The sequence below is a fragment of the Micromonospora sp. WMMD708 genome (assembly GCF_049315245.1).
In the GTDB taxonomy this organism is placed as follows: Bacteria; Actinomycetota; Actinomycetes; order Mycobacteriales; family Micromonosporaceae; genus Micromonospora; species Micromonospora wenchangensis.
The window spans coordinates 3,550,075-3,570,724 of record NZ_CP186060.1 but is presented as its reverse complement, the minus strand read 5'-3'; the positions used below and the strand labels follow the sequence as shown (position 1 = coordinate 3,570,724).

The following is a 20,650-nucleotide window of genomic DNA, read 5'->3' as shown; positions in this document are numbered from 1 at the left end:
GGGCGCGGCACGCCGCGCCCCGGCCGAAGCGGGGTGGGGTCAGCCGCAGACGTCGTTGCGGCAGCCCGGCTCGGTGATGATGGCGACGGTGGTCTCGAGCCGCTCCAGCTTGCGCACGACGACCTTGGCGGGCTTGCGCTTGACGTCGGTCTTACGGTCCACGGGTCCTCCAACGAAATGGGAGAAACGGCGCGGCGGGGGTCGCTCACGCCGCAATCATTAGAGCACCGTCATTGGTCCGCCACAATGTTTGCGGCGGCCGGATCAGACGGTTTTCGCCGGGCCGAATCTCTTTCCGGACAGGCCCACCGAAAAGCGGACGCCGAAACCCGGCCCAACAACACCAGGGGGTTCTAAGCCACCTATTCGGACGGAACAGTCCAAGCAGCCTCAACCAATTATGGGCACTGGCAGTTGGTAAAGGACGATCGGTGGAATTGACACGCACCGGTGTGCTTTTGGCCCGGTCCGCCACCTTGTGCGCCGGCGGCGCGATCAGCCCTCGCGCTCCGGGTAGCCGACCGGCACGGCGGACACGTCGTCCAGCGCCGTGGTGATCTCCTCCGGCAGGGTCATCCGTTCCACCTGCAACGCGCCGAGCAACTGCCCCACCGTGCGGGCGCCCAGCACCGGCGCGGTCACCCCCGGCCGGTCCCTGATCCAGGCCAGCGCCACCTCCAGCGGGGACACGCCCAACCCGCCGGCGGCGATGCTCACCGCCTCGACGATGCTGGAGCAGCGCGGCTCCAGGTAGGTGGCGACGAACGCCTCGAAGTGGGCCGAGGAGGCCCGCGAGTCCGCCGGGCGGCCGTTGCGGTACTTGCCGGTCAGCACCCCCCGCCCCAGCGGCGACCAGGGCAGCACGCCCAGGCCCAACGCGGCGCAGGCCGGCAGCACCTCCCGCTCCACCCCCCGCTCCAGCAGCGAGTACTCCACCTGGGTGGCGACCACCGGGGCCCGTCCCGGCCAGGCGGCCTGCCAGGCGGCGGCGCGGGCGGTCTGCCAGCCGGAGAAGTTCGACACCCCGACGTAGCGGACCCGCCCCGAGGCGACCGCGTGGTCCAGCGCGGCCAGCGTCTCCTCCAGCGGGGTGTCCGGGTCGTAGCCGTGCACCTGCCACAGGTCGACGTGGTCGGTGCCGAGCCGGCGCAACGAGGCGTCCAACGTCCGCAGCAGGTGCCCGCGCGAGCCGTCCCGCCGCCGGCCGCTGCCCGGCCGCAGTCCCGCCTTCGTGGCGATCAGCACGTCCTCGCGGGGGACCAGGGTGCCCAGCAGCGACCCGAGTACCGACTCGGCGTCGCCGTCGGCGAACACGTCGGCGGTGTCGACCAGGTTGCCGCCCGCGTCCAGGAAGCTCTTCAGCTGGGCCGCCGCGTCGTCGGCGTCGGTGTCCCGGCCCCAGGTCATGGTGCCGAGCGCGAGCCGGGAAACCGCCAGCCCGCTTCGGCCGAGCGGTCGCTGTTGCATGGGTGAACCTTATTTCGAACGCGGCGCAACCGATATCCTCGCTCCCGGCATCTCTGCCTGTCGCGTCGCCGATCCGACCGTCACCACCATCCGCGACGCCACGGCGTGTACCGGATGCTCCGGTCCGGTCGCTGGCTGTCCACCCGTCCCGGCGCGCCCCCGACCGCCCACCCCGCCCGGCGTCCGGACGGCCGGTGCCCGGTGGCGAGCCGGTGGGCGGCCGGCCCCGGGCCATTGCGTAACCTGATGCGACCTGTGGTGCGGGATGGGGAGGATCAGTGCGACTCGGGCTCAGCCTCGGATATCAGACAGCGTGGAGTACGCCGGCGGACCACCTGGCGCTCGCCCGGGAGGCGGACCGCCTCGGCTACTCGGTGGTGTGGGCGGCGGAGGCGTACGGCTCGGACTCCCCGAGCATGCTCGCCTGGATGGCCGGGCAGACCGAACGGATCGACGTGGGCAGCGCGGTGATGCAGATTCCCGCCCGTACCCCGGCGATGACCGCGATGACGGCGGCCACCATCGACGCGCTCTCCGGCGGCCGGTTCCGGCTCGGCCTGGGGGTCTCCGGCCCACAGGTCTCCGAGGGCTGGCACGGCGTCCGGTTCGCCAAGCCGCTCGCCCGCACCCGCGAGTACGTCGACATCGTCAAGCTGGCGGTGGCCCGCAAGGAGGTCGCCTACGCCGGCGAGCACTACACCCTGCCGCTGCCCGACGGCCCCGGCAAGGCGCTGCGGCTGGGCTTCCACCCGCCACGCGAGCACATCCCCATCTACCTGGCCGCCGTCGGCCCGAAGAACCTGGAGCTGGCCGGCGAGATCGCCGACGGCTGGCTGGCCGTGTTCTACGCCCCCGAGTTCGCCGACGAGCAGCTCGCCTCCGTCAGCGCCGGCCGGGCGAAGGCCGGCAAGGAACTGGCGGGATTCGACGTGGTGCCCTCGGTGCCGGTGGTGGTCGGCGACGACATCGCCACCTGCGCCGAGCTGGTCCGCTGGTACGCCGCCCTCTACGTCGGCGGCATGGGCAGCCGGCAGCAGAACTTCTACAACCAGCTCGCCACCCGGATGGGCTACGCCGACGCCGCCCGCGAGGTGCAGGACCTCTACCTGGCCAAGCGGCAGCGCGACGCGGCGGCGGCGGTACCGATGGAGTTCATCGACCGCACCTCGCTGCTCGGCCCCAAGGAACGCATCGCCGAGCGGATGCGGGAGTACGCGGCCGCCGGGGTGACCACCCTGTCGGTCACCCTGTTCGTGGCCGACCGGGACAGCGGTGTGCAGACCCTGCGGACCGTCGCCGAGGCCCTCGACCTCTCGGGAGTCGGCGAGTGACCTGGGTCGAGGCCATCGTCCTGGGCATCGTCCAGGGGCTCACCGAGTTCCTTCCGGTGAGTTCGTCGGGGCACCTGCGGATCACCTCGGCGATCTTCTTCGACCGGGACGCGGGCGCGTCGTTCACCGCGGTCACCCAGCTGGGCACCGAGGCGGCCGTGCTCATCTACTTCGCCAAGGACATCTGGCGGATCACCCGCACCTGGCTGGTGGGTCTGCGGGACCGCTCGGTGCGCTCCAGCCTCGACTACCGGATGGGCTGGTACGTGATCGTCGGCTCGATCCCGATCGGGCTTTTCGGTTTCCTGTTCAAGGACCAGATCCGCACCGCCGGCCGCAACCTGTGGGTGGTCTCCACCACGCTCATCGTGTTCGCGTTCGTGCTGGCCTTCGCCGAGTACTGGGGGCGGCAGACCCGCACCCTGGCCAACTTCCGGATGCGCGACGGCATCGTGATGGGCTTCGCCCAGGCGATGGCGCTGGTCCCCGGGGTGTCCCGCTCCGGCGGCACGCTCACCGCCGGCCTGCTGCTCAACCTGACCCGGGAGGCCGCCGCCCGGTACTCGTTCCTGCTGGCCATCCCGGCGGTGGTGATGTCCGGCATCTTCAGCGTCGGGGACGTCTTCGAGCCGGCCGCCCCGGGCACCTCGGTGCCCTCGGTGGCGCAGATGGTGGTCGCCACGATCATCGCGTTCGGCATCGGCTACGCGGCCATCGCCTGGCTGCTGCGCTACGTGGCACACCACACCCTGTACGTCTTCGTGCTCTACCGGGTGGCGCTCGGCACCCTGGTGCTGGCGCTGCTGCTCACCGGCACGATCAGCGCCACCTGACCGTACGTCGGCCGCCGGCCCCCGGCACCACCTCAGGTGTCGGGGGCCGGCTGCGGTCCGGCTGCCCCTAGGGTGGTGGCGTGGCGACCCTTCTGCTTCTGCGACACGGCCGGACGACCGCGAACGCCGACGGCGGGCTGGCCGGCCGGCAGCCGGTCGAGCTGGACGACACCGGGCGGGCCCAGGCGGAGGCGGTCGGCCGGCGGCTGCGCGGCCTGCCGCTGGCGGCCGTGGTGACCAGCCCGCTGATCCGCTGCCGGCAGACCCTTGAGCTGGCGCTTCCGCAAACCACCCCGCTGGTCGAGGACGGGCTGATCGAGTGCGGCTACGGCGCCTGGGAGGGGCAGCCGCTGAAGAAGCTGGCCAAGGAGAAGCTCTGGCCGGTGGTGCAGCAGCACCCGAGCGCCGCGGTCTTCCCCGACGGGGAGTCGATGGCGCAGATGTCGGCCCGCGCGGTCGCCGCGGTACGCGCCTGGGACGCCCGGATCACCGCCGAGCACGGACCGGAGGCGGTCTGGCTGGCGTGCAGCCACGGCGATGTGATCAAGGCCATCGTCGCCGACGCCCTCGGAGTGCACCTCGACCTGTTCCAACGCATCGTCGCCGACCCGGCCTCGGTCACCGCGATCCGCTACACCCCGCTGCGGCCGTTCCTGGTCCGGCTCAACGACACCGGCGGTGACCTGGCCTCCCTGGTGCCGCCACCGGCCAGGCGGCGGCGTCGGGCGACCCGGCCGGCCGACTCCGACGCGGCCGTCGGCGGGGGCGCGGGCGCCACCGGCTGAGCCGCCCGTCGGCCGGAGGGCGCGGGCCACGCCGTTTCGCCCTCGGCTGATTCGGCGTCGGTGCCTTGCGCGACCGTTCCACGCTCCGGATAGGGTCGTGGGTATGACCCACCAGGTGCACGCCTTCGAGCCGCCCGAGCGGTTCGTCGCCGGGACCGTCGGGCCGCCCGGGGAGCGCACGTTCTTTCTCCAGGCCCGCGGAGGCGGCCGGCTGGTCAGCGTCGCGCTGGAGAAGGTACAGGTCTCCCTGCTCGCCGAGAAGCTGGAGGAACTGCTCTCCGAGGCGCAGCGCCGCTTCGGCGTCGAGCTGCCGGAGTCACCGGTGTCCGTCGGTGACAACGACCCGTTGGACAATCCGGTCGACGAGGAGTTCCGGGTCGGCACCCTCGGGCTGGCCTTCGACGTGGACTCCGCCACGGTGGTGATCGAGGCGATCGCCGCCGGTGAGGCGGATGCCGAGGTCGAGCTGGGCGACGACGAGGTCGACGAGGACGACGACGATGACGAACCGGACGAGGACCTCGACCGGCTCCGGGTGCGGCTGACCCCCGAGGCGACCCGCGAGTTCATCGAACGGGCCCGCCGGGTGGTCAACGCCGGCCGCCCGCCCTGCCCGCTGTGCGGCCAGCCGCTCGACCCGGCCGGGCACCTCTGCCCCCGGCACAACGGCTACCACCGGTGACGTCGTCGGAGGTGCAGCGCCAGGATGCCAGCGCCGCGCTCCGGCTGCTGTGCGACGGTGAACTGGAGCTGGAGGGTCGGCTCGTCGACGCCTCCAACACCACCCTGCGGGCCACGCTGACGCTTGACGGCGGTACCGCCCGGTGCGTCTACAAGCCGGTGCGCGGCGAGCGCCCGCTCTGGGACTTTCCCGACGGCACCCTCGCCGGCCGGGAGGTCTCGGCCTACCTGGTCTCCCGGGCCACCGGCTGGGATCTGGTCCCGCCGACCGTGCTGCGCGACGGGCCGCTCGGGCCCGGGTCGTGCCAGCTCTGGATCGACGAGCCGGACGACGCCGAGCCGCTGGTCGGGTTCGTTCCGGCCGAGGCGGTGCCGCCGCGCTGGTTCCCGGTGGCGGCCGCCCGCGACGACGACGGCGCGGCGTACGCCCTGGCCCACGCCGACGACCCCCGGCTGGCCCGGCTGGCCGTGCTGGACGCGGTCATCAACAACGCCGACCGCAAGGGCGGGCACGTGCTGGCCGGCCCGGACGACCGGATCTACGGGGTGGACCACGGGGTCTGCTTCCACGTCGAGGAGAAGCTGCGGACCGTGCTGTGGGGCTGGGCCGGCCGGCAGCTCCCCCCGGACGCGGTGCAGGTGCTCGACGCCCTGGACCGGCAGCTCGCCGGCGAGCTGGGGGAGGAGCTGGCCGAGCACCTGACCCTGGGCGAGGTCGCCGAGGTGGTCTCCCGGGTACGGCGGCTGCGCGACACCGGCCGGTACCCGCTGCCGCCGCAGGACTGGCCGGCGATGCCGTGGCCGCCGATCTGAGCCGTTGTCGTGTTGATCACCCGGGCGGTTCCTTCCGGCGGCCGGGCGGCTCGTTAGGCTGGCGGTCATGGAGTCTTGGGCGGGACACGAGGTGCCACGGCTGCCGGGTGACGGCGGGCCGCTGAGCTTGTACGACTCGGCGCGACGCGGTGTCCACCCGAGCCGCCCCGCCGGCCCCGCCACCATGTACGTCTGCGGCATCACCCCGTACGACGCCACCCACCTGGGCCACGCCGCCACCATGATCACCTTTGATCTGCTGCAGCGGATGTGGCGCGACGCCGGTCTGACCGTCCGGTACGTACAGAACGTCACCGACATCGACGACCCGCTGCTGGAACGCGCCGAGCGCGACGGCGAGGACTGGAAGGTCCTGGCGATGCGGGAGACGGCGCTGTTCCGTGAGGACATGGAGGCGCTGCGGATCATCCCGCCCGCGCACTACGTCGGCGCGGTGGAGTCGATCCCGTACATCGCCGACCGGGTGCAGGAGCTGCTCAAGGACGGCGCCGCCTACCGGCTCGACGACGGCACCGGCGACGTCTACTTCGACATCGCCGCCGCCCCGGCGTTCGGCTACGAGTCGAATCTGACCCGGGAGCAGATGCTGGAGATCTTCCCCGAGCGCGGTGGTGACCCGCAGCGGGCCGGCAAGCGCGACCCGCTGGACCCGCTGCTGTGGCGTGGTGCCCGCGACGGCGAGCCGTCCTGGCCGGGGGGCGAGCTGGGCCCCGGCCGGCCCGGCTGGCACATCGAGTGCACGGTGATCGCGTTGAACCTGCTCGGCGACCGGCTCGACGTGCAGGGCGGCGGCAACGACCTGATCTTCCCGCACCACGAGTGCTCCGCCGCGCACGCCGAGCGGCTCACCGGCACCGCCCCCTTCGCCGACCACTACGTGCACGCCGGCATGATCGGCCTGGACGGCGAGAAGATGTCGAAGTCCAAGGGCAACCTCGTCTTCGTCTCCCGGCTGCGCGCCGACCGGGTGGACCCGATGGCCGTCCGGCTCGGCCTGATGTCCGGCCACTACCGGGACGACCGGGCCTGGACCGACGACGTGCTGACCGCCGCGCAGCAGCGGCTGGACCGTTGGCGGCGGGCCGCCGCCGCGCCGTCCGGGCCGTCCGGCGTGGCCTTCCTGGCCGGGGTACGCGAGCGCCTCGGCGACGACCTGGACACCCCGGGCGCCCTCGCCCTGGCCGACGACTGGGCCGGGGCGGCCCTGGCCGGCACCGGCGACGACCCCCATGCCCCCGCCCTCTTCGCCACCACCGTCGACGCCCTCCTCGGCATCCACCTCTAACGCCCACCCCCACCCACCCCACCTTGCCCCCGGACGCCCTGTCGATCATGGAGCCGGGTCCCGCAGCAGGTGCGGTCATGTGCACGGTGTCGGACGAAGGCCCCGTGGCCGGTTGCGGCGTCGGGGCGTACGTCGATGGACACCGCCAACCCGCCCCGGAGCTCCGGGGCGTCGTGACCGGTGACGACCACGCCCCGGGCCGGGCCGGGACGGCGGGTGGCCCCGACCGGGATCAGCCGAGGACCAGGCCCGGATCGGGGTCGGGGTCCGGCGCGGGGGCGGGGACCTGGTACTCCTCGGTCAGCGTGGTCATCGGGCCGGGCCAGGTGGCCTGGGCGACCTCGATCGGCTTGCGGTGGGCGTCGTAGGCGACGTGCAGCAGGTGCAGCACGGGCGTGTCGGGGCGGATCTGGAGCGTCTCGGCCTCCTCCCGGCTGGGCTGGCGGGCGCTGATGGTGTCGGCGGCGGTGGTGTACCGCCGGCCGGTGGCTTCCTCGGCCTCCTGGTAGAGCGGTCGGCCGAACGCCTCGGCCCGCTCCAGGGAGGTGCCGGCGGTGTCCTTCGGCAGGAACCAGGACGCGCCCACCTCCACCGGGGACTCGTCGGTGCGTACCAGGTGCCGGCGGCAGAGCAGCTCGGTGCCGTCGGCGACCCCGAACGCGTCGGCCACCTCGGGTGGGGCGGGCGACCGACCGACCGAGACGAGCTGCTGGCGGTACCGCGCGGCGAGGTCGGCGTGGTAGCCGCGGAAACCACCGTAGCGGCCCCGGGAGAGCCGGTTGAGCCGCCGCCGGGTGCCCCGCACGTACGTACCGGAGCCGGGTTTGGTGATCAGGATGCCCTCGACCCGCAGCTGGTCGACGGCGCGTTGCACGGTCTGCTTCGCCACCCCGAACATCTCGGCGATGGCCGGGATGGACGGCAGTCGCTCGCCCGGCCCCCAGTCGCCCCGCCGCACCTGGGCCTTGAGCTGCGCGGCGATCTGCCGGTGCGGGAACTCGGCGGCTCCCGGGTTGATCTGCACGCCCGCCTCCTCCTGACAGCTAGGTTCCTAGGATGCCCTAGACGGGGTGACGACGCCACCCCGGACACGCCGAGGGTCCCGGACGCCACGACGCCCGGGGCCCTACGGGGACGACTACCAGGAACCGGCGGTGGGGCCGGCGGAACCGCCCCGGCGGCGCAGGTACTTCTCGAACTCCTGGGCGATCTCGTCACCGGTCAACGGGGTGATGCCCGCGTCTCCGACGCGTTCCTCCAGCTCCCGCACGTACTCACCCAGCTCGGCGTCCTGCTCGGCGGCGCCGCGTACCCGCTGCTCCCACTCGGCGGCCTCCTCGGCCAGGTCGGCCATCGGCACCGGCAGGTCGAGCACCTCCTCGACCCGGTGCAGCAGGGCCAGGGTGGCCTTGGGACAGGGCGGGTTGTTGGCGTAGTGCGGCACGTGCACCCAGAACGACACCGCGTCGACCTCGGCCCGGGTGCAGGCGTCCTGGAGCACCCCGACGATGCCGGTGGGCCCGTCGTAGCGGGTGGGGGTGAGCTGGTAGCGCTGGGCCGCCTGGGCGTCGGAGGCGCTGCCGCTGATCGGCAACGGCCTGGTGTACGGCACGTCGGCCAGCAACGCGCCGAGCAGCACCACCCGTTCCACCTCCAGGCTGTGGCAGATCTCCAGCACCTGCTCGCAGAACGTGCGCCAGCGCATGCTCGGCTCGATGCCCCGGATCAGCACCACGTCCCGGTCGGTGCCCTCGGGGCTGGCCACCACGAACTTCGTGGTGGGCCACTCCACCCGGCGGGTCTCGCCGTCGGACATCGTGATCGTCGGGCGGCTGACCTGGAAGTCGTAGAACTCCTCCGGGTCGATCTCGGTGATCTGGCGGGCCTGCCAGACCTGTTCCAGGTGTTCCACGGCGGCGGTGGAGGCGTCCGCGGCGTCGTTCCAGCCCTCGAAGGCGGCGATCGCCACCGGGGACCGCAGCACCGGCAGCCCGTCGAACTCGGTCACGCCGTCACCTCGCCCCGCTCGTCGCCGACGGTGCCGGGGGTCGGCCCGGTCACCCGCCCGCCGTGCACGGTGGCGTCCCTGATGTCCTTCACGTCCGCAAGCCTACGTCCCGGCGCGGCGCGTGGCCCGCCGGCCGCGCCGGGACGTAGGCCCACCCCGCCGCCGAACCGGTACGAACCGGGACGCGGTGCGGATGGACACATAGTGGGACGACCCCGGGCGTCGACAGTCACCGGATCGACCGCACTAACCTGATGTGGTGCGGACTTCGTTGCGGGATGTGCTGGCCGACCGGATTCTCATCGCCGACGGCGCGATGGGGACGATGCTCCAGGCTGCCGACCTGAGCCTCGACGACTTCGAGGGGCTGGAGGGCTGCAACGAGATCCTCAACGTGACCCGGCCCGACGTGGTGCGCGGCGTGCACGAGGCCTACCTGGCGGCCGGCGCGGACTGCGTCGAGACGAACACGTTCGGCGCGAACCTCGCCAACCTCGCCGAGTACGACATCCCGCAGCGCATCCGGGAGCTGTCCGAGGCCGGGGCGCGGATCGCCCGGGAGGCCGCCGACGCGTACGCCACGGCGGAGCGCCCCCGGTTCGTGCTCGGCTCGATCGGCCCCGGCACCAAGCTGCCCACCCTGGGCCACGCCCCGTACGCGACGTTGCGCGACGCGTACCAGGAGAACGCGGCCGGGCTGATCGCCGGCGGGTCGGACGCGCTGATCATCGAGACCTGCCAGGACCTGCTCCAGGTCAAGGCGGCCGTGGTCGGGTCGAAGCGGGCGATGGCCGAGCTGGGCCAGCAGGTGCCGATCATCTGCCACGTGGCCGTGGAGACCACCGGCACCATGCTGGTGGGTAGCGAGATCGGGGCGGCGCTGGCGGCCATCGAGCCGCTGGGGGTGGACCTGATCGGGCTGAACTGCTCCACCGGCCCGGCCGAGATGGGCGAGCACCTGCGCTACCTGTCGCAGCACTCCCGGATCCGGCTGTCGGTGATGCCGAACGCGGGCCTGCCGGTGCTGACCGCCGACGGGGCGTACTTCCCGCTGAGCCCGGCCGAGCTGGCCGACGCCCTGGAACGGTTCGTCGCCGACTACGGCGTCGGGCTGATCGGCGGCTGCTGCGGCACCACCCCGGAGCACATCCGGGCGCTGGCCGAGCGGCTGCACGGCGCGACCCCGACGCCGCGCGAGCCCCGGCACGAGGCGGGCGTCTCGTCGATCTACCACCCGGTGCCGTTCGCCCAGGACGCCTCGGTGCTGATGGTGGGGGAGCGGACCAACGCCAACGGCTCCAAGGCGTTCCGTGAGTCGATGCTCGCCGCCGACTGGCAGGCATGCGTCGAGGTGGCCCGCAGCCAGGCCCGCGACGGCTCGCACCTGCTGGACCTGTGCGTCGACTACGTCGGCCGGGACGGCACGCAGGACATGCGGGAGCTGGCCGGCCGGTTCGCCACCGCGTCCACCCTGCCGATCATGCTGGACTCCACCGAGCCGGCGGTGATCGAGGCCGGGTTGGAGATGCTCGGCGGGCGTTGCGTGGTCAACTCGGTCAACTTCGAGGACGGCGACGGCCCCGACTCCCGTTACGCGCGGGTGATGCCGGTGATCGCCGAACACGGTGCGGCCGTGGTGGCGCTGCTCATCGACGAGGAGGGGCAGGCCCGTACCCGGGAGTGGAAGGTCCGGGTGGCGGCCCGGCTGATCGACGACCTGACCGGGCGTTGGGGGATGGACCGGTCGGACATCCTCATCGACGCGCTGACCTTCCCGATCGCCACCGGCCAGGAGGAGACCCGGCGCGACGGCATCGAGACGATCGAGGCGATCCGGGAGATCGCCGCCCGCTACCCGGGGGTCAACTTCACCCTGGGCATCTCGAACGTCTCGTTCGGGCTCAACCCGGCGGCCCGGCAGGTGCTCAACTCGGTGTTCCTGCACGAGTGCGTGCAGGCCGGGCTGACCTCGGCGATCGTGCACGCCAGCAAGATCCTGCCGATGTCGAAGATCCCCGAATCGCAGCGCGAGGTCGCCCTCGACCTGATCTACGACCGGCGGCGCGAGGGCTACGACCCGGTGCAGCGGTTCATCGAGGCGTTCGAGGGCGTCGACGCCGCGTCGGCGCGGGCCACCCGGGCCGAGGAGTTGGCCGGGCTGCCGTTGGACGAGCGGCTCAAGCGGCGGATCATCGACGGCGAGCGCAACGGCCTGGAGGCCGACCTGGACGCCGCGATGGCGCAGGGCCGGTCCCCGCTGTCCATCATCAACGACATCCTGCTGGACGGGATGAAGGTCGTCGGTGAGCTGTTCGGCTCCGGGCAGATGCAGTTGCCGTTCGTGCTCCAGTCCGCCGAGGTGATGAAGACGGCGGTGGCCTACCTGGAGCCGCACATGGAGGCGGTCGAGGACGGCGGCAAGGGTCGGATCGTGCTGGCCACCGTGCGCGGCGACGTGCACGACATCGGCAAGAACCTGGTCGACATCATCCTGTCCAACAACGGCTACGAGGTCGTCAACATCGGTATCAAGCAGCCGATCAACGCGATCCTCGACGCCGCCGAGGAGCACCGGGCCGACGCGATCGGCATGTCCGGGCTGCTGGTCAAGAGCACGGTCATCATGAAGGAGAACCTCGCCGAGATGGCGTCGCGCGGGGTGGCCGAGCGGTGGCCGGTGCTGCTGGGCGGGGCGGCGCTGACCCGCGCGTACGTCGAGGACGACCTGCGGGCGATGTTCCCCGGCCAGGTGCACTACGCGCGGGACGCCTTCGAGGGGCTGGCCCTGATGGACCGGGTGATGACCGCCAAGCGTGGCGGCGCGCCCGTGATCGATCCGGAGCGGGAGGCGGCGCTGGCGGCCCGGCGGGCCCGCCGGGAGAAGCAGCGCACCATGGTCACCGAGGCGCTGCCGGAGCTGAACGACTCCTCGGTCCGCTCCGACGTGGCCACCGACGTGGCGGTGCCCACCCCGCCGTTCTTCGGCACCCGGGTGGTCAAGGGGGTGCCGCTGGCCGACTACGCGGCGCTGCTGGACGAGCGGGCCACGTTCCTCGGTCAGTGGGGGCTGCGCGGGTCGCGGGGTGGCCAGGGCCCGTCGTACGAGGAACTGGTGGAGACCGAGGGGCGGCCCCGGCTGCGGTACTGGCTGGACCGGCTCATCGCCGACCAGGTGCTGGAGGCCGCCGTGGTGTACGGCTACTTCCCGGCGTACTCCGAGGGCAACGACCTGGTGGTGCTCGACGAGAACGGCAACAGTGAGCGGGCTAGGTTCTCGTTCCCCCGGCAGCGGCAGGAGCGGCGGCTCTGCCTGGCCGACTTCTTCCGTCCCAAGGGCGACGGGCTGGACGTGGTGGCGTTGCAGCTGGTCACCGTCGGGCAGCCGATCAGCGAGTACACCGCGAAGATGTTCGCCGCCAACGAGTACCGCGACTACCTGGAGGTGCACGGGTTGTCGGTGCAGCTCACCGAGGCGCTCGCCGAGTACTGGCACCGGCGGATCCGCTCCGAGCTGACCCTGCCGGGCGGCGGCACGGTCGCCACCGGCGACCCGACCGACCTGGCCGGCCTGCTGCGCAACGACTACCGGGGCTGCCGGTACGCGTTCGGCTACCCGGCCTGCCCGGACCTGGAGGACCGGGCGAAGATGGTGGAGTTGCTGGGGGCGGAGCGGATCGGCGTGCAGTTGTCGGAGGAGTTCCAGCTGGTGCCGGAGCAGGCCACCGACGCGATCGTGGTGCACCACCCGGAGGCGAACTACTTCAACGCCAAGTGACGTCGTCACCCTGCCTGAGCTGCGCGAACACTGTTCCAGCACCCTGCTAGGCCGTCGCCAGGCCGTCGGGGGTCGCGGGGCCGTGCCCGAAGGCGGTGTCGATCGCCCGGCGGGTGCGCTCCTCGCTGGTCGGCAGGAGGTGGGTGTAGACCCGCAGGGTGAAGCCGGGGTCGGCGTGGCCGAGGTACAGCGACAGCGCCTTGATGTTCTCGCCCGCGTCGAGCAGCACTGAGGCGTACGTGTGGCGTAGGACGTGCATGCCGTTCTGCCGGGTGTCCTCGACGCCGGCCGCCCGGATGGCCGGCTTCCACACGTTGGCGTTGAACGACGGTCGGCTGACCGGGTCGCCGTTGGCGGTGCTGAGGTAGACCGTGACCGTCCGGGGTACGCCGTCGGGGGTGCCCCACGGCAGGGTCACCGGTACGGGGTGGACCTGGTCGGCGTGCTCGCGTAGCCGTGCCGCTACCGCGTCGGGTAGCGGGACCTCCCGCAACTTGCCGCCCTTGGGCGGGGCGAAGACCAGGGTTCCCCGCACGATCTTGACCTGGCGGACGACATGGAGCAGTCGCCGCGAGGTGTCGACGTCGTCCGGGCTGACGGCGAATATCTCGCCCTGCCGGAGTCCGCAGCCGGCACCCAGGTCGACGGCGATCCGATAGCGTTCCCGCATCACCGCACGGAACGAGGCGAGGCGCTCCGTCGACCAGGGGACGACCTTGGCCGGGACGTACCGGGGAGCCCGGACCGTCTTGAGTGCGCAGGGGTTGCTGATCACCTTCCGGTCGTCGACGGCCGCGTTGAGGATCATCGACACGTCGTTGAACAGGTTTCGGCGGTAGCTGGCCGCCATGCCCGAGTCCTGGAGCTGCTTGGCCCAGGCCCGGATCGTGTTCGGCTGGACGGCGGCGATGGGGCGGTCACCGAAGACCGGGTAGACGTGCAGGCGGAACTGTCGCTCCAACCGTTCCCGGGTCGACTCGTCGCAGGATGCGGCACTCAGCCACTCGTCGGCGTACTTGCGGAACGTCACCCGACCGGCGTCCGGGTCGACGTAGGTGCCCTTGAGGATGTCGGCCTGGACCTGGGCGAGAAACGCCGAGGCGTCCCGCTTGCGCCTGTCCGGGAACGACTCCGAACGCTCCCGTCCGTCCGGGCCGATGTAGCGCACCCGGTAGCGCATCCCCTTGCCGTGGGTGGTCTTGGGCACCTGGACGTTGCGGTCGTCGACGACGACCGTCTTGTACCAGCGATCCTCGATGTGAGCCAACGTGGTTCCTCCCCTCAGGCTGCGGTCTGCTGGACGAACCAGGCCCGGACGGCATCCGGGTCGTAGCGCAGATGACGGCCGACCCGGGCCGCAGGTGGCCCGGTGCGGCGCTTGCGCCAGGTGTAGAGGGTCTGGACGGGAACACCGAGGTACGCCGAGACGTCGTCGACGGTCCAGAGCTTGAGCGGTGACACGGGGGCCATGTCGTCTCCCAACAGTCGGAGGGGTCAGGCAGCAGCCGGCGCGATGCCGGCCGGGTTGGTGCCGAGTTCGTGGGCGAGTTCTTCGCGGCCGGTGGCTTGTCGCTCGCGGGCCATGGCGGCGGCGGTGTTGGCGAGGAGGGCGTCACCGGTGGTGTGCCAGCCGACGCCGGCGAAGGTGAGGGTGCCGACGATCAGGGTGGTGTCGTCGTGCTCGTTGACGAGCTGGCCGCCGGCGGCCGGGTGCCTGTGGTCCTGGTCCTCACGCTGCCGGTGGTGGCGGCGGGTGTCGCGCAGGAGTTGGAAGGTGACGGAGTACCGCCGGGCCTTGGTGAGGAAGTGGCCGCCGAAACCGAGCATGTGCGCCCATCGGCGTAGCCGGGCGTAGGGGTTGGTCGTCGGTCTGTTGGCCGGTTTGGTGTCAAGGGCGGCTTGACGGTGGGCGACGCAGACGGGGCAGGCGGCGTATCGGGTGTGGGTGCCGCAGTCGGGGCACTCCCAGTGGTCGACGAAGCCGGGCCGGGGTCGGTGGTCGCGGGGCCGCTGGGACAGCGGGACGGGGGTGCCGGTGGGTCGGCCGATGCGCCAGCAGGCGTCGATGAGGCGGGCGGTGTGGTCGCCGTCGGGGTCGGCGTGGTCGCCGATGGTGTCGGCGGTGAGCCTGGCGGAGCGGTGCCCGGTTACCTCGGTGCTCTTGGTGGCGTACTTGGCAAGGTAGCCGGCAACCATGCTGTCGGTGACCTCGCCGTGGCCGTTCAGCGTGATGGGGCGGATGTCGAGCTGCTCGCCCCAGGCGATGGGCCAGCCGTCGGGCCGGTCGGGGTGGGCGGGGGTGGCGAATGCGACCTGCACGGCGGCGTGCCGGAGCGCGTCGACGAGGTCGGTGACGGTGAACGCGGCCGATGGTGGGACGACGGCGGCGGGGTCGTCGGGGTCGACGCCGTCGAGGCGGACGAGGGCGTGGAAGTGGACTGCGCCGCGTGCCTGGAACTCGGCGGCCTTGCCGTGGGACAGCCGCACGGGCGGGACGGTGCGGGTGTTGCCGGCGGCGGTGACGACCTGGACGCGGGGGATGCCGCGGTGGCGCGCGAGTTTGGCGAGGTGCCGTTCCGCGGCTTGCTTGGTGCGGTGCCAGAGTTCGCCGGAGAAGAGGTTCCAGACGGCCTGGTGGTCGTGGTCGTAGCAGTCCAGGCAGAGCGGTTGACCGAGTGTGGCGTCACCGGGTTCGTGCCTTGCCCAGCATGCGACGGGTCGGCCGTGGGGGCAGCGGCCGGCGGCCGGGTCGGTGGCACGGCGGGCGTGGCAGGGGTCGGGGCGGCAGTCGCAGCGCTTGCGGTTCCGGCAGGTGTGTTTGCGGACGGCCCGGACGTGGACTGGTCCGAACGACGGTGCGGTGAAGGTGGGGAACACGGCAGGGTGTCGGGTGACGGTGTCGGGTACGCCCTTGCCGCCGACGAGGCCGGTGCGCAGGAGCTGGTAGGCGTCGCGTTGGTAGGTGTGGGCGCAGGAGGGGCAGACGGTGGCGCGTCGGTTGCCGCAGGCGGTGTAGATAACCGCGTCGGGCATGGCGTCGGTGTGCCGCTGGTCGATAACCCGACCGGTGGCCGAGTCGACGGTGAGGAGACTGCCGGCGAGGCGGATCGGGCGGGTGCAGCCGGCGGCGGCGCGGACGTGCTCGATCCAGCCGAAGTAGTCCGGTCGGGTGGCGCGTTCGAAGGCGGCCCCGGCGGCGGTGTAGCCGTAGATAGGTGGGACGTCGGCGTTCGAGCCCACCCCCCGGGCCGAAGCGCGGGGGGTGAGGTCCAGCGTCGAGGCCATCAGGCCGCAGTCCCGTCGGGGGTGCGGGTGGTGATGGTGCGTTCGGTGACGATGACCCGGCAGGCACCGCATTGGCGCTTGGTCGGTTCGTGCCGGTGGCAGGAGATGAGTGCGGTCTGTTCGCCGCAGCGGACGGTGACCGGTGCCCGGCAGGGTCCGCCGGGGATGACGTCGACGACGGTGCGCCGGATGTCGTACGGGTGCCCGTCGGGGTAGACGGGGCAGGTGTGGGTGACGTGTTCGATGTCGACGATGACGATGGTCATCGGGCACCACCGGTCAGGGTGGTGAGGAGTTGCCCGGCCACGGCCGGGGTGACGTCGAGCCGGTCGGCCAGCTCGTCCGGGGTGATGGGTGCCCCGGTGTTCTGCTCGTGCTGGACGGCGGCGAAGCGGGCCATGGGCAGCAGGTGGGTAGGGACGTCGACCGGCTCCGGTGCCGGCATGGTGGCGGGTCGCGGCGCGACAGGCGCAGTGGTGACGGGTTCCGGCTCGGTGGGCCGGGTGACCGTGATGGGTGCCGGGTCGGTGGTGATGGCGGCCGGTGGTGCCGGCTCGGTGGTGACCTGCTCGGTCACCTGGACGTGAATCGGCTCGGCCGGCTCAGCGGCCGGAACGTTGTCGGTGGCGGCCGGGGCGGGGGCGAGGACGAGTTTCACCAGGGCCATGAAGGCCAGAGCGGGTACGGCGGACAGGAGCCACCCGGAGAGGCCAGGTTTGGCGACCGCGAGTTGTGCGGCGAGGGAGAGGCCGGCGGCGGCGAGGAGCAGGAACAGTGGGTAGCCGATGGAAGCGCAGGCCCGGCGGCGTCGGCGGATGGTCAGTAGGCAGGCGATGGGGACGAGTTCGGAGATGACGGCGTTGGCCCAGCCGAACCATTCGCCGGTGCCGGTGGGGGAGTTGGCGAGGGTCCAGTCCTTGACGTGGGTGAACGAGGCCGCTCCGGCGAAGCCGGCGACGACGATGAGGATGAGGACCAGGACGACACCCTCTACACGGGTGCCGGCAGTGGGGGTCTTCGCGGGCATCAGTGGCCTCCGTGGCAGTCGAGGCAGCAGCCGTAGCGGCGAGGGATGTAGTAGGGCTGCACCAGGCCGCAGACGGCGCAGGTGCGGCGGGCGCGGAGCGCTTTGGCGACGGCCTCCCGCTGGGCGGGCGTGGCGGTCCGCTTCGGCTTGGCGAGATCGAGGCGGTAGAGGTAGGCGACGCGCTTACCGCGACGCCAGAGGATCTGGCAGGCGGGCTCCTGTCCGGCGGGCCGGAGGCCGGCGGCGCGGAGTTGCCGCCGGGTAGCAAGGCCGTCGGGGGCCATCCGGTAGGGGTAGGTGGGCATGCCGTATCGGCTGCCGGTCGGGTCGTAGAAGACGGTCATGAGCGGTCTGCCCAACGCTGTTGGGCGGCCTGGCGGGAGATGCCGAGGCGGGAGCCGATCTCGGCCCAGGAGTAGCCGAAGGCCCGCAGGCCGATGACGGCGTCACCGATGGCCCGGTCGAGGTCGGCGGAGAGGGCGACGAGGTCGCGGAGCGCTTCGACGTCACCGGTGGCGACGCGGCGGCCGTGGGCGCGGATGATGCGCCGGGTGAAGGCGGCAAACTGGTCGTTCTCGACGACCTCACGACGCTTCTGCGCCGGGACGGATGGCGTCAAGGACGCCTTGACGGTGCTCACCGGTTCTCACCCCCGGCGGTGTGGAGGCGGTCCCACTCGTCGGCGGCGGCCTCAAGGGCGGTGATGACCTGCTCGGCGGTGCGGGTCGGGTCGTCGTTCCAGGAGTAGGGGGAGGCGTGTTCGTCGAGGAGGTAGCCGTCCTCGTCGATGAAGAAAATGGGCGCGGTGGCGTCGAGGTGGTCGACCAGCACGTCGAGAGCGGTGACGTAGTCGGCGATGGTGTTGCCATCGAGCTGGGTGAACTGTTCGACCCGGCGACCGGCGCAGGCGATGCGGATGGCCCCGGCGGCGCAGGCCGGCGGGGTGGGGATGTCGGTGGTGGGGGCGTAGTAGGTGCCCTGGTGCCAGCCGTGCCGGCGCAGGTAGAGGGCAGCCATTCGGAGCAGGTCAGCAGGGGTGACCGTTCCGGTGGTGGGTGGGTTCTGGGTAGCCTTCACGGCAGCCACGTCCTTTCAGAAGGGCTTGGTGGGAGGTCGGCGGAACCGGTCTGCTTTCCAGGGCTTGAGCCGGTTCCGTCGGCCGTTCAGTTGGTGCGTAGCCGCAGGTAGCGGCGGAATCGGGTGGGGTCGTCGGGCAGCGGAACGGGCGCGGAGGCGAAGGCGAGAATCCCGTGATCGGCGGCCAGCTTCAGGAGCGTGGCGAGTTCGGCGGGCGTGCCGACGACGAAGCGGTTGACGTACCGGGTGGTCGGTCGCGGGGTGCGACGTGCGTGGATGCGCTGGAGCAGGCTCATGCGGCGGTCTCCCAGTCGACTCGGGTTCCGGTGGGTGCGGACAAGCGGGTGGGGCGACGGGTCCAGGTGGCGTAGTCGGCGATGCCGGCGATCTGGGCGTCATCGAGGTAGGCCACCTTGATGCGGCGAGGGGTCCCGCCTTCGGCGATGAGGTAGGCCGCGCCCTGGTTGGTGGGGGCGATGTCGGTGGCGGTGTAGCCCTGCTCGGCCCAGCCGTGACCGAGGACGATGTTCGAGCTGTTGGGGGTGGTGCAGCGGAACGCGGCGCGGTAGCCGAACAGGTCCCGCAGGCTGGTGGGGATGATGTCGAAGGACGGCCGCTGAGTCGCGGCGATGACGGGGATGCCGGCGGCACGTCCCCGGGCGACCAGGTCGCGGAGCAGGGCGACGAACTCTTCCTGCTCCTGCTTGCTGCCGATGGTGGCGGAGTAGAAGGCGATCTCGTCAACCAGCACCGTGATGACGGAGAGTCCGTCGAGGGCGGTGACCTTGCGACGTCCGTGGGCGCGTAGCCAGGCGTAGCGGTTGTTCATCACCGTTTGCAGGCGTCGCAGGACGTCGAGGGCGGCGGTGATGTCGGGGCCGATGAACGCGTCGGCGCAGTCCTCCCACTGCCCCAGCTCGACGAGCTTGCCGTCCAGCAGCACAAGGCGGGAGTCGACTGAGAGCGCGGCGTGAGCGGCGATGGTGTTGAGGAGGCCGGACTTGCCTCCGCCGGGTTCACCCCCGGCGAGGAGGTTCCGGTAGGCCAGAGTGATGTAGACGTGCTGGCCGAACTCGTCGATGCCGATGAAGATCGGGTCGAACATCGACAGGCCAGGCCCCACCGGAATGCCGGCGGTCGGGGCGGATGCCGTAGCCATGTGTGCCCTCCTTGGGCGTTGGTGGGCGCGGGAAGCCACACGAAGGAGCCCGTAGGGCTCCCCGCGTCCGGGTCGGGTTGGGTGCGGGATCAGAGCCAGTCGGAGAGGTCGTCGGCGTCCGACGACGGCGCGGGGGCCGGCTTGCTGCCGTTGACCGACGTGGCGGCCTGCTTCTTGGGCTGGACGGGCAGGGTGATGGTCGACGTCTGGACGTCGGGCAGGTCCAGGGCGGTGGGGATGACCGGCGTCGGCCGGTCGGTGGCCGGGGCGTCGGGATCGATGACGTCGGCCAGGGGAGACGTGACGGTCGCGGTGAGCACCTCGCGGCGCTTGATGTCGAACCGCAGGTACGCGGCGTTGCCTTCCTAGGCCCGTTCGACCAGGACGGACGAGGCGTGACAGGTCACGGCGATCTTGTCGAGGCGGCCTTCCAGGTCCGCCAGGGACAGGCCGGGCCGCAGGTAGACCCAGACCCGCTCACCGACCGGGGTCGGCGTGGCCCACAGGATCAGCGGGAGGGAACCCGACTGGTTGGCGATGATGAACTGTGCGAAGCACACCCGCAGCCGGTGGCGCACGATCAGGCACCACACCCAGGCGACGACCTGACGGCGGAGAGCAGGGACAGCAGCCGGGACGCCGAGAACGACGGCGACGACGGCCAGGGTGACCAGGGTCGGAGTGTGCATGGCGAGCTGCACCCAGCCGGTGAGCAGCAGCACGGCCAGGACGATTTCCGGGGTCCACCACCACAGCAGCCGCAGTACCGGCCAGATGCGGACCAGCAGCCAGGCCAGCGCACCACACGGGACGCTGACGGCCGCGCCGATGAACAGCGCGATGATCGGGTGTACGTAGGCAGCGGCCACCACGGCAGCGAGTACGCCGATGATGACCGCAGTGAGGATGAACGCCATGCGGGCGTTCCGGGCCGACGACCGGTGAACCTTGGCCTCGATAACCGTCACGGTTCCGGTTGACTTCCGCCCGAACGAGCGGCGAGGGCTAGACTTGGACACGACACGTCCTCCCAAGCGATTGGGCTGGATGGGTTGGAGAGCACGGGGCCGGCAGGTGTAGGAGCCAGTACCGGCCCCGCGCTC

At 71.9% G+C, this 20,650-nt stretch carries 21 protein-coding genes and 1 pseudogene; 7 read left to right on the top strand and 15 right to left on the bottom strand.

Going from position 1 to position 20,650, the window contains the following annotated elements:
* Positions 1 to 39: 39 nt before the first annotated feature.
* Together ACN260_RS15780 and ACN260_RS15775 are read right to left on the bottom strand one after the other, a co-directional pair.
* The gene (locus ACN260_RS15780) at positions 40 to 162 is read right to left on the bottom strand and encodes a hypothetical protein (protein WP_357777160.1); all 123 of its coding nucleotides are present in this window, start codon (positions 160 to 162) and stop codon (positions 40 to 42) included.
* Between the two features lie 333 nt (positions 163 to 495).
* Positions 496 to 1,467 carry an aldo/keto reductase gene (locus ACN260_RS15775; protein ID WP_422751836.1) on the bottom strand — a complete coding sequence of 324 codons (972 nt, stop codon included), beginning with the start codon at positions 1,465 to 1,467 and terminating at the stop codon, positions 496 to 498.
* A 278-nt stretch (positions 1,468 to 1,745) separates the two neighbouring features.
* Between ACN260_RS15775 and ACN260_RS15770 the strand changes: the two genes are divergently transcribed.
* The 6 genes from ACN260_RS15770 (at position 1,746) to mshC (ending at position 7,216) form a co-directional block, all read left to right on the top strand.
* On the top strand, positions 1,746 to 2,798 hold the full coding sequence (locus tag ACN260_RS15770) for an LLM class F420-dependent oxidoreductase (protein WP_422751835.1): 1,053 nt from the start codon (positions 1,746 to 1,748) through the stop codon (positions 2,796 to 2,798).
* The gene (locus ACN260_RS15765; RefSeq protein WP_422751834.1) at positions 2,795 to 3,631 is read left to right on the top strand and encodes an undecaprenyl-diphosphate phosphatase; all 837 of its coding nucleotides are present in this window, start codon (positions 2,795 to 2,797) and stop codon (positions 3,629 to 3,631) included. Before ACN260_RS15770 ends, ACN260_RS15765 begins: the two co-directional genes overlap by 4 nt.
* Before the next feature lie 80 nt (positions 3,632 to 3,711).
* Entirely contained in the window at positions 3,712 to 4,416 is a 705-nt protein-coding gene (locus tag ACN260_RS15760) for a histidine phosphatase family protein (protein ID WP_422751833.1), read from the top strand.
* 103 nt (positions 4,417 to 4,519) lie between these two features.
* Positions 4,520 to 5,098 (top strand): DUF3090 domain-containing protein, encoded by a 579-nt coding sequence (locus tag ACN260_RS15755; RefSeq protein ID WP_422751832.1) that lies wholly within the window; start codon positions 4,520 to 4,522, stop codon positions 5,096 to 5,098.
* Positions 5,095 to 5,910, top strand: a complete 816-nt coding sequence (locus ACN260_RS15750) for an SCO1664 family protein (RefSeq protein WP_422751831.1) — start codon at positions 5,095 to 5,097, stop codon at positions 5,908 to 5,910. The genes ACN260_RS15755 and ACN260_RS15750 overlap by 4 nt, the downstream gene beginning before the upstream one ends.
* Positions 5,911 to 5,977: 67 nt before the next feature.
* Positions 5,978 to 7,216, top strand: a complete 1,239-nt coding sequence (gene mshC, locus ACN260_RS15745) for a cysteine--1-D-myo-inosityl 2-amino-2-deoxy-alpha-D-glucopyranoside ligase (protein WP_422751830.1) — start codon at positions 5,978 to 5,980, stop codon at positions 7,214 to 7,216.
* 232 nt (positions 7,217 to 7,448) lie between these two features.
* Here the strand turns inward: mshC and ACN260_RS15740 are convergent, their stop codons facing one another.
* Both ACN260_RS15740 and ACN260_RS15735 read right to left on the bottom strand, forming a co-directional pair.
* Positions 7,449 to 8,240: a GntR family transcriptional regulator gene (locus ACN260_RS15740; RefSeq protein ID WP_204960249.1), complete on the bottom strand. Its 792-nt coding sequence runs from the start codon at positions 8,238 to 8,240 to the stop codon at positions 7,449 to 7,451.
* A gap of 114 nt (positions 8,241 to 8,354) precedes the next feature.
* Positions 8,355 to 9,224: a PAC2 family protein gene (locus ACN260_RS15735; RefSeq protein ID WP_204924493.1), complete on the bottom strand. Its 870-nt coding sequence runs from the start codon at positions 9,222 to 9,224 to the stop codon at positions 8,355 to 8,357.
* 271 nt (positions 9,225 to 9,495) lie between these two features.
* Here ACN260_RS15735 and metH point away from each other — a divergent pair, with 271 nt between their 5' ends.
* A complete protein-coding gene (gene metH, locus ACN260_RS15730; RefSeq protein ID WP_422756730.1) occupies positions 9,496 to 12,999 on the top strand; it encodes a methionine synthase in 3,504 nt (1,167 codons plus the stop codon).
* Between the two features lie 46 nt (positions 13,000 to 13,045).
* Here metH and ACN260_RS15725 read toward each other — a convergent pair whose 3' ends face one another.
* The 11 genes and pseudogenes from ACN260_RS15725 to ACN260_RS15675 form a co-directional block, all read right to left on the bottom strand.
* Positions 13,046 to 14,266, bottom strand: coding sequence for a tyrosine-type recombinase/integrase (locus ACN260_RS15725; RefSeq protein ID WP_422751829.1), 1,221 nt, complete (start codon positions 14,264 to 14,266; stop codon positions 13,046 to 13,048).
* A gap of 14 nt (positions 14,267 to 14,280) precedes the next feature.
* On the bottom strand, positions 14,281 to 14,469 hold the full coding sequence (locus ACN260_RS15720) for a helix-turn-helix domain-containing protein (protein WP_422751828.1): 189 nt from the start codon (positions 14,467 to 14,469) through the stop codon (positions 14,281 to 14,283).
* Between the two features lie 24 nt (positions 14,470 to 14,493).
* Positions 14,494 to 16,284, bottom strand: a complete 1,791-nt coding sequence (locus tag ACN260_RS15715) for a replication initiator (protein WP_422751827.1) — start codon at positions 16,282 to 16,284, stop codon at positions 14,494 to 14,496.
* The gene (locus ACN260_RS15710) at positions 16,284 to 16,550 is read right to left on the bottom strand and encodes a hypothetical protein (protein WP_422751826.1); all 267 of its coding nucleotides are present in this window, start codon (positions 16,548 to 16,550) and stop codon (positions 16,284 to 16,286) included. The genes ACN260_RS15715 and ACN260_RS15710 overlap by 1 nt, the downstream gene beginning before the upstream one ends.
* Entirely contained in the window at positions 16,547 to 17,311 is a 765-nt protein-coding gene (locus tag ACN260_RS15705; RefSeq protein ID WP_422751825.1) for a hypothetical protein, read from the bottom strand. The genes ACN260_RS15710 and ACN260_RS15705 overlap by 4 nt, the downstream gene beginning before the upstream one ends.
* A complete protein-coding gene (locus tag ACN260_RS15700) occupies positions 17,311 to 17,655 on the bottom strand; it encodes an RRQRL motif-containing zinc-binding protein (RefSeq protein WP_422751824.1) in 345 nt (114 codons plus the stop codon). The genes ACN260_RS15705 and ACN260_RS15700 overlap by 1 nt, the downstream gene beginning before the upstream one ends.
* Positions 17,652 to 17,951, bottom strand: a complete 300-nt coding sequence (locus ACN260_RS15695; protein ID WP_194823647.1) for a hypothetical protein — start codon at positions 17,949 to 17,951, stop codon at positions 17,652 to 17,654. The genes ACN260_RS15700 and ACN260_RS15695 overlap by 4 nt, the downstream gene beginning before the upstream one ends.
* On the bottom strand, positions 17,948 to 18,388 hold the full coding sequence (locus ACN260_RS15690; RefSeq protein ID WP_422751823.1) for a DUF6197 family protein: 441 nt from the start codon (positions 18,386 to 18,388) through the stop codon (positions 17,948 to 17,950). Before ACN260_RS15690 ends, ACN260_RS15695 begins: the two co-directional genes overlap by 4 nt.
* A gap of 86 nt (positions 18,389 to 18,474) precedes the next feature.
* Positions 18,475 to 18,684: a hypothetical protein gene (locus ACN260_RS15685; protein WP_194823645.1), complete on the bottom strand. Its 210-nt coding sequence runs from the start codon at positions 18,682 to 18,684 to the stop codon at positions 18,475 to 18,477.
* Positions 18,681 to 19,547, bottom strand: coding sequence for an FtsK/SpoIIIE domain-containing protein (locus tag ACN260_RS15680; RefSeq protein ID WP_208566250.1), 867 nt, complete (start codon positions 19,545 to 19,547; stop codon positions 18,681 to 18,683). The genes ACN260_RS15685 and ACN260_RS15680 overlap by 4 nt, the downstream gene beginning before the upstream one ends.
* Before the next feature lie 89 nt (positions 19,548 to 19,636).
* Positions 19,637 to 20,515, bottom strand: a pseudogene (locus ACN260_RS15675) (hypothetical protein).
* Positions 20,516 to 20,650 lie beyond the last annotated feature (135 nt).